Source organism: Paenibacillus xylanivorans (assembly GCF_001280595.1).
Taxonomy (GTDB): domain Bacteria; phylum Bacillota; class Bacilli; order Paenibacillales; family Paenibacillaceae; genus Paenibacillus; species Paenibacillus xylanivorans.
The window spans coordinates 1-13,001 of the sequence record NZ_LITU01000040.1 but is presented as its reverse complement, the minus strand read 5'-3'; the positions used below and the strand labels follow the sequence as shown (position 1 = coordinate 13,001).

Genomic DNA, 13,001 nt, shown 5'->3' with positions numbered 1-13,001 from the left:
AAGAAATAACGGCTAAAGACGAATATCACGTCAAGAAAACTGACGTGATATTCGTCTTTTTTTCGGTTTCAAGTTCAATTTTGTACGCTCCAACTGAACTTTCTGCAATTCGTAAAATATACACGTTCCGAAGTGATGCTGGCGATTGGCACAGGTTCCTCGGAAGTCGTTATGCCCCGAATGATGGACAAGCTGACCAAAGCTGGCTGTGATCGTGCTGTCGTCGGCCTCGTGGTCCCAACAGGGTACTCGTTCAATCTGGAAGGAGCCTCGATCTACCTGTCGCTGGCGACCGTTTTTCTGGCTCAGGCGGTTGGCATTGATCTGACACTGGGACAAGAGATTACGATTTTACTGGTGTTGATGCTTAGCTCCAAAGGTATGGCGGGTGTACCTGGCTCCGCATTCCTTGCTTTGTCTGCTACAGCAGCGGCCCTGAATGCATTTCCGGTAGCTGCTGTTGCCTTAATGTGCTCGGTGCGGATCGTTTCATGGATACCATGCGGGTATTCACGAATTTGATGGGTAACTGTGTTGCAGCATTTGTAGTGGCAAAATGGGAAGGGTTGTTGGATCAATAACGCATGCGGGCTGTGCTTTCCGGGGAGATTAGTGCCGAAGAGCTGGAAAGAGAAGAACAAGCGTCCTTGTCCTCGGTGAAGTTGAATAAAAGGGAACAGGGACAAGGAATGGTTTTAACGGATATGCTGTAAGAAACAGGAAGTAAACGAGCTTCGTATGAAGTTTTAACTCATTATAGCTTTGAATTTGAGTCGTCTGTTTACCCCGCATGAAATCATGGGGTGACAGACGGTTTTTTTCGTTTTAGATACAGATATCATGGAGTTCTCGAACGCAAGCAGCAAAATAAATGTTACAGAGCAATCATTAATGGGGAATGTGTAGAAGAGGAAAAAGATAGCATATTGAAGTTTCAACTTGTATATACATGTTTAGTTATGTAATATATAAATGAAGTTAGGCCAAGAGAACCATATAAGCAATACAATTTATTGGAGGCGTTAACATGAGTTCAACCAACACAACTTCATCATCGTGGTGGAAAACCTCCACGGTGTATCAGGTATATCCCAAGAGCTTCAACGATACAACTGGATCGGGTACCGGAGACATTCGGGGATTGACCGAAAAGCTGGATTATTTGCAGCATCTCGGTATTGATATCGTGTGGCTGCAGCCCGTATATGTCTCTCCACAGCATGATAACGGTTATGACGTAGCGGACTATTATCGGATTAATCCTGATTTTGGTACGATGGAGGATTTTGACGAATTGCTTAAAGGTCTGAAGGCACGTGACATGAAGCTGATGATTGATATTGTGGTAAATCACTCTTCTACGGATCATGAGTGGTTCCAGCAATCACGCTCTTCCAAGGAAAACCCTTATCGCGATTATTATATTTGGAAGGACCCTGCTTCGGACGGTGGTGTGCCGAATAACTGGCAATCCAAGTTCGGCGGACCTGCCTGGCAGTTTGATGAGCAGACAGGACAATATTTCCTGACCTTGTTTGACAAAACACAGGCTGATTTGAATTGGGAGAACGAGCAGGTACGCAAGGCAGTACAGGACATGATCAAGTTCTGGGCGGAGAAGGGTGTAGATGGTTTCCGTATGGACGTCATCAATCTGATCTCCAAGGACCAGCGTTTCCCCGATGATGATGGTAGCGTTTCCCCAGGCGACGGACGTAAGTTCTACACCGATGGACCACGAGTGCACGAGTACATTACAGAGATGTATGAAGAGGTGTTTGGACCATACAATATGGTAACGGTTGGGGAGATGTCCTCGACTACGCTGGAGCACTGTATTAAATATTCGAACCCTGCTTCCCGGGAGTTCTCCATGACGTTTAACTTCCACCATCTGAAAGTGGACTATCCGAACGGACAGAAGTGGGAGCTGATGCCTTACGATTTTGAAGCGATGAAGCAGCTGTTCAGTGAGTGGCAGATCGGCATGCAGGCAGGCGGGGGATGGAATGCGTTGTTCTTGAACAACCATGATCAACCGCGGGCGTTGTCTCGTTTCGCTGATGATGGCGATTATCGTGCTGAGAGTGCCAAAATGCTTGCTACGACCATTCATGGCATGCAGGGAACACCTTACGTATACCAGGGCGAAGAGATCGGCATGCCGAATCCGGTCTGGAACGATGTTAGCGAGTTCCGTGATATTGAATCGACAAATATGTACCGACTGCTTCAGGAAGAACGGGGCAAATCTGCTGAGGAAGCATTGCAAATTGTGAAGGAGCGTTCCCGGGACAATTCCCGGACACCGATGCAATGGGATGGAAGCGAGAATGCCGGATTTACTACGGGTACACCGTGGATCAAAGTGGATGAACGATATCCGTCGATTCACGTGGCGCAGCAGATGGCTGACCCGAATTCGATTTATTATCACTACCGCAAGCTGATTGCTCTGCGCAAACAGGTTCGTGTTCTGACTGATGGTTTGTATGAACGTTTGGACGATGCACATCCGGATGTGTTTGCATATGCGCGGACCAATGGAAGCGAGACGCTGATTGTAGTATCCAACTTCAGCAAGCGGGATGTAACTTTTGCTTTCTCGGATGCTGTCTGGAATGATCACATTGCGGGTAAATCAGCAGAGTTGCTGATTGGCAATACAGAAGTATCGCCTGCACTGAAGCAAGAAATTTCTCTTAGCCCGTATTCATCCTATATGTGGCTTGTACCGCAACAGGACTAATTCACATTATATAAATGGGAAGTGACAATATGGCAATGGATAAAAAACAGGTTGAGGAGATCGTACGCGCGGTCGGCGGCAAAGAAAATATTGAAGCTGCAACGCATTGTGTCACACGACTCCGATTCGCCCTGTACGACGAAAGTAAAGTAGATACGGAGAGTCTGGAGCAGAACGATCTAGTCAAAGGCCAGTTCTCCTCTCAAGGACAATTCCAGGTAGTAATCGGACCGGGCCTTGTGGATAAAGTGTATGATGAAATGATTCAGATTACCGGGGGTGAGCGCGCTTCCAAGGATGACGTGAAGGCCGTTGCGGGTAAAAAGCAAAACCCAATCCAGCGTGCAATCAAAACACTATCGGACATCTTCATCCCGATCCTGCCAGCCATCATCACGGCCGGTCTCTTGCTCGGTATAAATAACATTCTGACAGGGCCAGGTATATTCTTTGATGGCCAATCACTGGTGGATGTATATCCAGCATGGAAGGACCTCGCGTCTATTATCAATACCATCGCGAGCACAGCTTTTACCTTCCTGCCTGCGTTAATTGGTTGGTCCGCTGTAACTAGGTTCGGCGGCAGTCCGTTGCTCGGGATTGTACTTGGTCTGATTCTGGTTCATCCCGATTTGCTGAGTGCTTATGGCTACGCCAATGCTGTCAACGAAGGCACCGTGCCTACGTGGAACCTGTTCGGCTGGCACATTGAGAAGATCGGTTATCAGGGGCAGGTTCTGCCGGTATTGGTATCAGCCTATCTGCTTGCCAAGTTGGAGATCTTCCTGAACAAAAGGGTACATGATTCGATCAAACTGCTGGTCGTTGCTCCTGTCACCTTATTGATTACCGGCTTCCTGGCATTTACGATCATTGGTCCGGTTACCTTTGCCATTGCGAATGGAATTACATCCGGCTTGATTTATATTTACGATTCATACGCGGCTCTGGGCGGTCTGATCTACGGTGGACTGTACGCATTGCTCGTTATTACAGGAATGCACCATACGTTCCTGGCGGTAGACGTACAGCTGATTGGTAGCCAAGGCGGAACATTCCTGTGGCCAATGCTGGCACTATCCAATATCGCGCAAGGTTCGGCGGCACTAGCCATGATGCTCGTGCTTCGTGAGAAGAAAATGAGAGGACTTGCGGCAACTTCATCCGTCTCGGCCTTCCTCGGGGTAACCGAGCCGGCAATCTTCGGGGTGAATATCCGTTATCGTTATCCGTTTATCTTCGGTATGGTCGGTTCTGCAATCGGCGGTGTACTGCTGACGATGAATAATGTTCAGGCCACCTCTATCGGTGTAGGTGGGGTACCCGGATTCCTGTCGATTTTCCCGAACAAATGGGGAGTATTCTTCATCGGTATGGCGATTGTACTGGTTGTTCCGTTCGTACTGACTGTTATTTTCGGAAGAGCGAAGTTGAGAAAAGAAGAACGCAACGCAGATCGTGCAACTGTAGCTGGCGGTCAAACGCCTGCAGCTGAATCTGCTTCTCGCACAACTACGGCTAGTACAGATGCAGATCTGAATCAACGCTCACGCAGTGCTGCTCAGGTGGCGGATGAGCCTGTGAATACGCTGGAAATCATGGCACCATTAACAGGTACAGCCGTTCCGCTTGAACAAGTACCTGATCCGGCGTTTGCAGAGAAACAAATGGGTGAAGGGGTGGCTATTGAACCTTCCGGCAATCAGGTCGTTGCCCCGTTTGATGCTCAGGTTGCCCATGTCATCAAGAGCAAACATGCTGTCATTCTTGAGCATGCGAGTGGCTTGCAGATTCTGATTCATGTCGGGATCAATACGGTATCACTTAAAGGCGAAGGGTTTACCATGCATGTTGAAGCTGGAGAGAAGGTAAGAGCCGGGCAAACGTTGCTTGAGTTCGACCGTAATGTGATTGAAGCTGCGGGATATCCGCTCATTACGCCAATCATTATTCCAGACGGTCAGGATATGGTTGATCGGGTGGAGGTCACTACAGGTGATGTTACATCCAATCAGAACGGTGTGCTTAAGGTTCATTTGAAAGGCTAAGTTTACGAACAATGGGGGGAGCTGCGAATATCGCAGCTTCTTTTTTCATCCTGATACCGAGATAAAGCTGAACGTATACTACTTGTTTGGGTTGACTCTTTATGGATTTCGTTTTTTTATTTGTAACGTGATAAACTGTATCTAGAATGTGTATGTGGCAAAATCTCATGTTCACAGCGATCGGAAAGCATGTTCATTAGTACTATGCATGTTCAGGTTGAAAAGTTCATATGGTTCAAAGAGAGTGGCTAGTCAATGGACGGAGGAGGAGAGCCATGACTCGTGTTGCGGTAATGGTCATTCATGGTCTGGGTATGCAAAAGGAAGATTATGCGGATACACTGATTTCGCGTTTGCATAAGGAATTTGATCAGGTTATGGTGTTGCCAGGAGCAGCCAAACAGGTTCTGGATATTGAGCCCGTATTTTGGGCTGACGTATTTGAGAATCGGGAAGAGGCGCTGTTTCAGCAGCTTGTCAGCTCTCAAGGATTGAACTATCAAGTGTTGCGTCGATTTGTTATCCATTATCTGGCTGATGCCGTCGCGTATCAACCTGTGGAAAATCAAGGTCATAACTATGATGCGGTACATCGTACGCTGAATCTGGCGATGCATGCACTTGCACAGCGGAATGGGCCAGATGCTCCCCTTTGTATTATTGCTCATAGTCTGGGGGCAGTGATTGCAAGCAATTTCTTCTATGATCTGCAATATCCGTCTAGTCGCACGCCTTCCATCGTGGATGTTACTTCCGCATTGGAACGGGGAGATACCTTAACGAACTTTTATTCCTTTGGAACGACGTTGCCGTTATGGAGCTTACGGTACCATGATTTTAGCCGGCCGATTCAGGTACCTTCGCCGTTGGCAGGGCAGTACTTCCCTGGGATGGAAGGGGAGTGGATTAACTTTTATGATCGGGACGATATTCTGGGTTACCCGCTGCGCCCTATTGATCCGGCCTATGAGGCGGCCGTCAAAGAAGACATGGAAATCAACTCTGGCGGTTTAATCGGGAGCTGGAATCCGTTGAGTCATGGCGGGTATTTCTCAAATGGAACCATGAATCGGAGAATCGCACAGGGTTTGGCGCGAACATGGACGTGGGTGAATCGTGGATCACGTTAAATGTCGAATATGGAGGGAGGACAAGAATTATGGAATGCAGGACAGGCTGTGCCGCATGCTGTATCGCGATTTCTATCTCATCGCCGATACCCGGGATGGCTGATGGCAAACCCGCAGGTGTGCGATGTGTGCAGCTGACGAAGGACAATCGCTGCGGAATCTTTGGTCACAAAGAGCGCCCCGCTGTATGCAGCGGATTACAGGCTTCCCAAGAGATGTGTGGCAGCACGGATCAGGAGGCTTTTGAACGATTGAGCTGGATGGAACAGGAAACTGCACCAAGTTCACCGTGACTGAGTTGTTTCGATGGAAAAGGATAATTACACTTAATATGGAAGGGGATTGAGATAAGAAAGGAGTATGGGGTAAATGGGACTTGCCAAACGGTTTGTAATAGTTGTTGTAAATATGATTGGAGAACTGTGGATGGGATTCTACAGGCGAAACTCAGACTTCTATGACAAGCAGACATCAGGGGCAAAAAGCAAACTTGGCTATTATGCATTTATTATTGGGGTGGCCGCTGTAACCGTGGGTATTGTGAGCTGGATGTATAGTCGGGTTTATTCATAACTTGAGCAAACACAGAAAAGAGAGTATCCGCAGGTTGGAAATCAGTCGGATACTCTCTTTGGTATGTCTACATCCTATTTTACGTGACCGAAGAGCTGGTGCTCGCCTCTTTTTTTCTCAACATATGCATGAGAATTATCTTAAGGAGCGAAGAAACGATAAAGAATATAAACAAAATGCGAAATAATTGATATCCGGATACCACCGAAAGGTTGGCATTGACTTCATGAGCCATGATGCTCATCTGATCCATTCCGCCAGGTGCCATGCTCAGCAATGATGTAGCAGCCGAAAGGGAGAACATGTTCATTAATAGATAGCTCAAACCAAGTGAACCTGCTATGAGCAGCACACTGCTCATGATGGCAAGTGTTACGGTCTGCATTTTGCGTTGCAGCTGCTGAGGCCGAAGCATCAGACCTACATGGCTGCCAATCATTATTTGTGAAATGTTAAGCAGGGATGACGGCAGATTGGGTGTGTGCATCGCTGTACTTAATTGAATTATACACATGACGATCATTGGTCCGAGCATGAATGCTGTCGGAAACCGAAGCTTGCGTGCAACCCATGCACCAGCGACACAGAGCGGGGCATAGAGCAAGATTTCGGGGAAGAGTGCTGACCAAGTTGCTGGCTCGATCATTGGCTGATCCGTCCCCCCACCTGTTGTTCCTCCGATCCATGGACTAAATAGCAGGAACGGAACACAGAATACAATCATGATCAACCGCGTGACCTGCAAAAAAGTAACGAGTGTCAGATTGATGGATTTCATCTCTTCCGCAAGGGAAACCATCTGGGACAGTCCGCCGGGAATACTGCCAACCAGCAGGGAGGGAAAGTCAAAGTCTGTCAGCTTAGAAGCAACATAGGCGGTCAATGTACATAATCCGATTAAGAGCAAGGTCATGAGCAGCATCATGGGAAGCTGATGCAAAATGCCTTGAAGCGCTTCTCCCGTCAGTGTTAATCCGATAGAGTAACCCACGATTAGAATACCGTAGTCCCGAATGGAGGTGGGCCACATGAGCGGCAGCTTGGCAAGCTGTGAACCAAGCAGCATGAAAATCATCGGTCCAAGAAGCCAAGGAATGGGGGTATGGATCGCTGTAAATAGTAACCCACCAAGGACAGAGACACCCAAACTGAGAAAAAACCGAAAGACAACGTGGGAACCGAGCTTATGCATCAGTTCCATCCGCATCGTCTTTCGGCTGCACGAGGTAGATTGAAGTATGAGTAGAAGTTTGAAATGAAATGGAAGGTACCATTCATGTAAGATCACTCCTGATGATAAGATACAATGATTGATCCTTGGGCAGTGATGGTGATTGGCTCATTACCAAGCAGAACAGGAAAGCAGGTCGATCCCGCTATCCTGCTGAATTGTTGTCATTTATCCGTTCGCCACGAGAACACGGGAAGAAGCCTTAGGTTCTTTGAACATCATATAGTACATAATCGATGATATCACGTATAGACTGCCTGTGATACTGAACGTGATCGCATAACCCCAATACGTACCATAAGTGGTCACGAGGTAAGATTGTACTGGCCCCATGGTGGCCCAGCCGATCATAAAGGCGGTCTGCATCAGTGAATTGGCGATTCCGCGGCGTTTGTCCGATACTCGGTCCACCAGAATGGCGGATTGAATCGGATTGGCTGCGTTCATCAGCGCTTGTCTGAATAGGAAACTCACCGAGGCGATGAGCAGCATATTCGTGAAGCCGGTCAGCAGCAGGAAGGGCAGTGACATGACCTGAAAGATGACGACAGCCCGAACGCTTCCCACCTTGGCCGCGAGTGTTGGCCCGATCAGCATGGATACGATGGTCATGATCTGACCCAATGAAATTAGCAAACTCATGGCACTTAAGGATACCGAAAAACGGTTGGTAAAATACAGATTCAGATAAGGCACAACCAGTCCGGAACCAAACCCGATTAATAATTGGGTTATTACAAATTGCCCAATCAAACGGGAATCTTTCTTTTGGCTAAGGGTATCGTTCTTGCTGTCTTGTTCCGCGGAATGAACGACACCCTGTTTACCATCAGTTTCAGATGCTACAGATTCAGTGACAGGTTGCGTCGGAGTATTCGCTTGCGGTGCCTTCTTGTCCTCGGATACAAACAACATCGGGATAAATGCAACAAGTGTAGCTGCCCCGCCCACGAACAATACCGTTTGCAGACCTGTGACTTTGGCAAGGCCTGCCGTATGAAGCAAGTCTGCAAATATGCCACCACCCAAGCTGCCAAGTACCTGAGAAGCGAGTACAAGGGAGGAGTAATAGCTGAACATCTTCAGTCGTTGACTTTTCTTCACATTCTCAGCGAGGAAAGGAATGGCCAGTACCTGAAATACGCCAGCAAAAAGTCCTGAAAATACAGCAAACCAGATCAGTCCGCTGGCAGAATAATCGAAGGAACGGCCAATCAGAAAGATACCGCTGAACAAGGCGCCGGTAATCAGCAGCCGCTTACGGCTGAAGAAATCGCCGCATAGTCCGATAGGAACAAACATTATCGCTGTCGCAAGTGATTGAATACTTACAATCTGGCCGTTCATTGTATCATTGTAGCCTAGACCCTGAATGTACAGATTGTACAAGACAGAGAACATGCCATTTCCGATCTGATACAAGATGCTTGCCAGAAAAAACAATTGAATATTGCGGGACCAGCCCCGAATTTCAGCATGAATCTGTTGTAGAAGTCTCAAGTGGTTTCCCCCAGTCTGCCTGTGCAGTGATTTTAGTTTAACAGGAATGGGGGATTTGCGGAAGAATTGACCACTGTTTATTTTGCAGTAGGGGATTCCAGCACTCGGGCAATCACGAATCCATCGTAGCCTTTAGTGCCTACAGTCTGCAGTGCGGTAGCTTCAAGACGCGGATTATCTGCAATTAATTTTAGGAATGACTGAACGCCCTGAACTCTGTTGTCCGTACTGTTTGCATTGATAACTTCCCCGTCCCTGACGATGTTGTCACCAATAATCAGACTTCCCGGACGAGCCAGTCGCAGCGCCCATCGCAAATAGTCGGGATTACTTGGTTTGTCAGCATCGATGAAGATGAAATCAAAGGGTTCTCTGTACTCTTCCTGAACGTCGGGAAGAGTAGTCAGGGCAGGACCTACTCGAAGATCAACCTTGTGCATAAGTCCTGCACGCGTGATGTTGGTTCGTGCCATCTCTGCATGGCGTGGATCTGCTTCCAGTGTGACGATACGTCCGTTTTCGGGGAGGGCCCTGGCCATCCAGATCGTACTGTATCCGCCAAGCGTCCCGATTTCCAGCACACGAGTTGCGCCTTGTATTTGAAGCAGGAGCTGAAGCAATTTCCCTTGATTAGGTGTTACATCATGAGCGGGCAAGCCGGCTTCCGCATTGGTACGTAGTGCCTGCTCCAGCAGGGAATCCGAGGGGATTAATAAGGCGTTCAAATAATCGTCGACTTGAGTCCAGGTTTGCTGTTGAGTAGAACCATTAACATTGTTCATCGTTATCTATTCCTTTCCGATTGCATGTATTGGATTTCATACTTCAACTATAAAGGGAACAGATATATAAATAAAATATATATTATGTATGTTAATATAACTTTAGATTATATATTTCAAGTGAAGAAGGTGTAGCGGTTGAATTTGCACGGATTACGATTGTTTCATGCCGTCGTGAGATATGGGGGAGTCACGCGTGCGGCGGAAGAACTCAACATTAGCCAGCCAGCGGTATCCTCTCAGGTGAAGAAGTTTGAGCGGGAATTGGGCATTCCATTATTTGCTTCGGAGGGGAGAAGACTGGTTCTTACCGATGCAGGAATGCAATTAACAGGTTATGCGGAACGTCTGTTTATGCTGGAGCAGGATGTCGAGAACTTTGTGCAGGATTTTCGGGCGGGCAAGAAAGGTTTAATTCGTCTTACTGCAACCTATTTGCCCTCGAATTTTCTGCTGCCGGGCTGGATTGCCCGCTTCAAGCAGATGCACGAGGATGTGGAGCTGGTTGTGAGCACAACCAATACTCGAATGGCTTTTGACCAACTACTGCGTTATGAGGCCGAGATTGCGGTGTATGGTGGAAGTGGCATTACACATTCAGGTGTCCATTGGGACGAATTGTTTGAAGATGAAATGTGGTTTGTCGTACATCCTGATCATCCATATGCGGGGAAGGAAATTGAGCTTCGGGAGATGGTGGCGGAGCCCTTCATCATGCGCGAAGAAGGCAGCGCTACACGGGAGCGTCTGGTCTCTCTTTGTACAACAAATAACCTGGCCGCTCCCCGCATTGCGCTTCAGTTCAACGGGTTGAACGAAACGATCAGTGCGGTGAAAGCAGGTTATGGAGCCAACTTTATTTCTTCTCTGGTTGTAAAGGAAGATGTGCAGCAAGGCAAGCTGGCACGTGTATTCGTCCGAGATGTACAGTTGAAAAACACGATAGCCGTATGTACACGAGCAGGGGAAGTGTTATCTCCTGCCGCACAACATCTGGTTGAACTCATCAGACAGGAAGCATCATTAATGAAATAAAAAAGTTGAATCATTGTATAAGATCTAACTTTCCGTGTCGTCCGTCGCTTTTTTGACAGCTCCCCAAGAATATAATCGAGCGAACAGGGTTATTCCACCAACGATCAGAACAGGTATCCAGACTGCCATCATGGGTACGTGGTGGAACAATAGCGCAGCTAGAACAACGCCGCCCAAATAGATCACAACGGCACCTGCGCGAAGGTATGCATCTGCTGATAGTGCTTTGACTAGTGAGCGGATATTGGCGTGTCGCAGCCGCTGAAGAATGCTTACTGCATCCTCAACCACGGCGGCCAGATTATTGGTTAGCACGGTCGTTGAGATGCCGGCAATCCCAATGCGGCGCGCCGCAGTCGTTTGCATTCCCATGGCAACGGCCAGCATGGCAATGAGCAGATAGGATAGTTGTTCCGAATATGGACTGATCATGGCGATGGAAAAGAACAAAAGTAATATACTTTCTACAGTGAATACGGCTGTGACCCGAGAGGACCAGCCATTTTTCGTCTGCAGATGTCCGATCATATATGCCGCAATGGCATTTCCGGCAATAAAACCAATAAGGGCAAGCAGTGCACGCAGCACGACAAATTCCTGAGCACGGGCAATCGCGATCCCCAGCAATACAATATTGCCCGTCATATTAGCTGTAAGCACATGCCCTAGTCCCAGGTATCCGATCACATCGACCATTCCGGCAGACATGCATAACAGCAGCATTGCGTACTTTTGGAGGGTATTTTGATTCATAAGCATCCGTCCTTTCCAAAAACGTAACCCCTCCAGTATACATCCACAACGCATGATCCTTCAAAATGAAGTTTATGATGCAAGCCAAATTTTCCATAGCAGCAAACATGTTTAAATCGTCCCTACCTTGAAACTAAGGAGCTGCGAGCCAATCAAACATATTGTTCACTGCCGCCTCATGCACGTTTTCCTGAAAGCGATGATCTTGTCCCCCATAAGCGTGAAACGTAACGTTGGCGCCTCTACGTTTCAGCCAATGATACATCCGGGTTCCATGACTGTAGTTCACCTGCGTATCCGACGTGCCATGCATGATCAGCACAGGACAATGGAGTTTGTGTGCCTTCGACAAGGGGGAACGGGCGAGATAAGCCTCCGGAATTGAACGTGGCGAACCGCCAAGTACCCTTTTCAAAGTACGTCTCAAGTCGGTTCGTTCATGATAGGTGCGTTCCACATCGGCGACACCGCTCCAAAGCACCAGTTTATGTATCTGTAATGATTCTGTAGCATAAAAAATGGCCAGTTGCTCTCGAAAACGAAGCAGATGGCCCATTTTTCTATGTAATGTTATTTTTTTAGTCTGTTAATTTGAATATTCGTTTTAGATTAGCAGCAAATATCGCCATAGCTCCTTGCATCTCCATGCCTAATAGACCCGAGGATGTGGCTACATCATACCGTTCCTGTTGTCAGAAGGAAATAAAGTGTTAGACTCGGAAAATAAAGTATTTTCTTTCAACATCTGTGCTTAAGTTCGCTATTCTTGGCTTCAATCTTGTAGCGTTCCTTCGACTTTCTTTGAAGTACTCACTTTCTTGAAACGCCATTTGTTCGGTGTGTTCGTTGGACTTTATCGTTACCGAATACGTTTTAGTTTTAGCTCCGTCTGTGTAGGATTCTTCCTTGAATTTGGACATCGCTTGCACTTTTCCACATCGAAATAGTACGTATTCGCTTGGTTTTTGCTGATCATGAACTGCACCTCCAATTGTTAGACACGACTAACAATTGGAGGTGCAGTTTTTTTGCCTTATTACAGTATGTCTAGTATGGGGACAATTACGTTTTGTATGCATCTCTACCTAGGTATATTTTGAATGCAGCCCTACTTGGACTGTCATCGATTATACCCAGTTCTATTCCGATGTGCCAGTTCACCACAGTTTAACTGGTCTTTAAGCAGCATTGCTGCAAATA

13 protein-coding genes and 1 pseudogene are annotated in these 13,001 nt (G+C 47.3%); 8 read left to right on the top strand and 6 right to left on the bottom strand.

Annotation, left to right across the window (positions count from 1 at the left end):
* The first annotated feature begins 135 nt into the window (after positions 1-135).
* The 7 genes from AMS66_RS05725 (at position 136) to AMS66_RS05700 (ending at position 6,500) form a co-directional block, all read left to right on the top strand.
* On the top strand, positions 136-522 hold the full coding sequence (locus AMS66_RS05725) for a cation:dicarboxylate symporter family transporter (protein ID WP_236703242.1): 387 nt from the start codon (positions 136-138) through the stop codon (positions 520-522).
* Positions 523-584: 62 nt separating this feature from the next.
* Positions 585-713, top strand: coding sequence for a hypothetical protein (locus AMS66_RS34325; RefSeq protein ID WP_269084531.1), 129 nt, complete (start codon positions 585-587; stop codon positions 711-713).
* A 314-nt stretch (positions 714-1,027) separates the two neighbouring features.
* Complete coding sequence (gene treC / locus AMS66_RS05720; protein ID WP_053779878.1) at positions 1,028-2,749, top strand: alpha,alpha-phosphotrehalase; 1,722 nt, start codon at positions 1,028-1,030, stop codon at positions 2,747-2,749.
* Positions 2,750-2,778: 29 nt separating this feature from the next.
* A complete protein-coding gene (treP, locus tag AMS66_RS05715; RefSeq protein WP_053779877.1) occupies positions 2,779-4,797 on the top strand; it encodes a PTS system trehalose-specific EIIBC component in 2,019 nt (672 codons plus the stop codon).
* Positions 4,798-5,072: 275 nt separating this feature from the next.
* Complete coding sequence (locus AMS66_RS05710; RefSeq protein WP_053779876.1) at positions 5,073-5,927, top strand: hypothetical protein; 855 nt, start codon at positions 5,073-5,075, stop codon at positions 5,925-5,927.
* A gap of 29 nt (positions 5,928-5,956) precedes the next feature.
* Positions 5,957-6,220 carry a YkgJ family cysteine cluster protein gene (locus tag AMS66_RS05705; RefSeq protein ID WP_053779875.1) on the top strand — a complete coding sequence of 88 codons (264 nt, stop codon included), beginning with the start codon at positions 5,957-5,959 and terminating at the stop codon, positions 6,218-6,220.
* Positions 6,221-6,296: 76 nt separating this feature from the next.
* Positions 6,297-6,500, top strand: a complete 204-nt coding sequence (locus AMS66_RS05700) for a hypothetical protein (RefSeq protein WP_053779874.1) — start codon at positions 6,297-6,299, stop codon at positions 6,498-6,500.
* A 79-nt stretch (positions 6,501-6,579) separates the two neighbouring features.
* Here AMS66_RS05700 and AMS66_RS05695 read toward each other — a convergent pair whose 3' ends face one another.
* From AMS66_RS05695 to AMS66_RS05685, 3 genes are all read right to left on the bottom strand, one after another.
* Positions 6,580-7,701, bottom strand: a complete 1,122-nt coding sequence (locus AMS66_RS05695; RefSeq protein WP_053779873.1) for an AbrB family transcriptional regulator — start codon at positions 7,699-7,701, stop codon at positions 6,580-6,582.
* Positions 7,702-7,899: 198 nt separating this feature from the next.
* Positions 7,900-9,231: an MFS transporter gene (locus tag AMS66_RS05690; protein ID WP_053779872.1), complete on the bottom strand. Its 1,332-nt coding sequence runs from the start codon at positions 9,229-9,231 to the stop codon at positions 7,900-7,902.
* Between the two features lie 77 nt (positions 9,232-9,308).
* Positions 9,309-10,013 (bottom strand): O-methyltransferase, encoded by a 705-nt coding sequence (locus AMS66_RS05685; protein WP_053779871.1) that lies wholly within the window; start codon positions 10,011-10,013, stop codon positions 9,309-9,311.
* Between the two features lie 138 nt (positions 10,014-10,151).
* On the opposite strand from AMS66_RS05685, the gene AMS66_RS05680 reads away from it, so the two are divergent.
* Positions 10,152-11,048: a LysR family transcriptional regulator gene (locus AMS66_RS05680; protein ID WP_053779870.1), complete on the top strand. Its 897-nt coding sequence runs from the start codon at positions 10,152-10,154 to the stop codon at positions 11,046-11,048.
* 24 nt (positions 11,049-11,072) lie between these two features.
* Here AMS66_RS05680 and AMS66_RS05675 read toward each other — a convergent pair whose 3' ends face one another.
* The 3 genes and pseudogenes from AMS66_RS05675 to AMS66_RS31605 all read right to left on the bottom strand — a co-directional run.
* Positions 11,073-11,801, bottom strand: a complete 729-nt coding sequence (locus AMS66_RS05675) for a YoaK family protein (protein WP_236703220.1) — start codon at positions 11,799-11,801, stop codon at positions 11,073-11,075.
* A 133-nt stretch (positions 11,802-11,934) separates the two neighbouring features.
* Complete coding sequence (locus AMS66_RS05670) at positions 11,935-12,357, bottom strand: alpha/beta hydrolase family protein (RefSeq protein WP_236703218.1); 423 nt, start codon at positions 12,355-12,357, stop codon at positions 11,935-11,937.
* 22 nt (positions 12,358-12,379) lie between these two features.
* A pseudogene (locus AMS66_RS31605) lies at positions 12,380-12,771 on the bottom strand (hypothetical protein); the annotation flags it as partial.
* Positions 12,772-13,001: the final 230 nt, after the last annotated feature.

Excerpts from the sequence above, each read along its gene's own strand:
- AMS66_RS05725 (WP_236703242.1), top strand. The coding sequence starts at position 136 with ATGCTGGCGATTGGCACAGGTTCCTCGGAAGTCGTTATGCCCCGAATG.
- AMS66_RS34325 (WP_269084531.1), top strand. The coding sequence starts at position 585 with ATGCGGGCTGTGCTTTCCGGGGAGATTAGTGCCGAAGAGCTGGAAAGA.
- treC (WP_053779878.1), top strand. The coding sequence starts at position 1,028 with ATGAGTTCAACCAACACAACTTCATCATCGTGGTGGAAAACCTCCACG.
- treP (WP_053779877.1), top strand. The coding sequence starts at position 2,779 with ATGGCAATGGATAAAAAACAGGTTGAGGAGATCGTACGCGCGGTCGGC.
- AMS66_RS05710 (WP_053779876.1), top strand. The coding sequence starts at position 5,073 with ATGACTCGTGTTGCGGTAATGGTCATTCATGGTCTGGGTATGCAAAAG.
- AMS66_RS05705 (WP_053779875.1), top strand. The coding sequence starts at position 5,957 with ATGGAATGCAGGACAGGCTGTGCCGCATGCTGTATCGCGATTTCTATC.
- AMS66_RS05700 (WP_053779874.1), top strand. The coding sequence starts at position 6,297 with ATGGGACTTGCCAAACGGTTTGTAATAGTTGTTGTAAATATGATTGGA.
- AMS66_RS05695 (WP_053779873.1), bottom strand. The coding sequence starts at position 7,701 with ATGGAACTGATGCATAAGCTCGGTTCCCACGTTGTCTTTCGGTTTTTT.
- AMS66_RS05685 (WP_053779871.1), bottom strand. The coding sequence starts at position 10,013 with ATGAACAATGTTAATGGTTCTACTCAACAGCAAACCTGGACTCAAGTC.
- AMS66_RS05675 (WP_236703220.1), bottom strand. The coding sequence starts at position 11,801 with ATGAATCAAAATACCCTCCAAAAGTACGCAATGCTGCTGTTATGCATG.
- AMS66_RS05670 (WP_236703218.1), bottom strand. The coding sequence starts at position 12,357 with ATGGGCCATCTGCTTCGTTTTCGAGAGCAACTGGCCATTTTTTATGCT.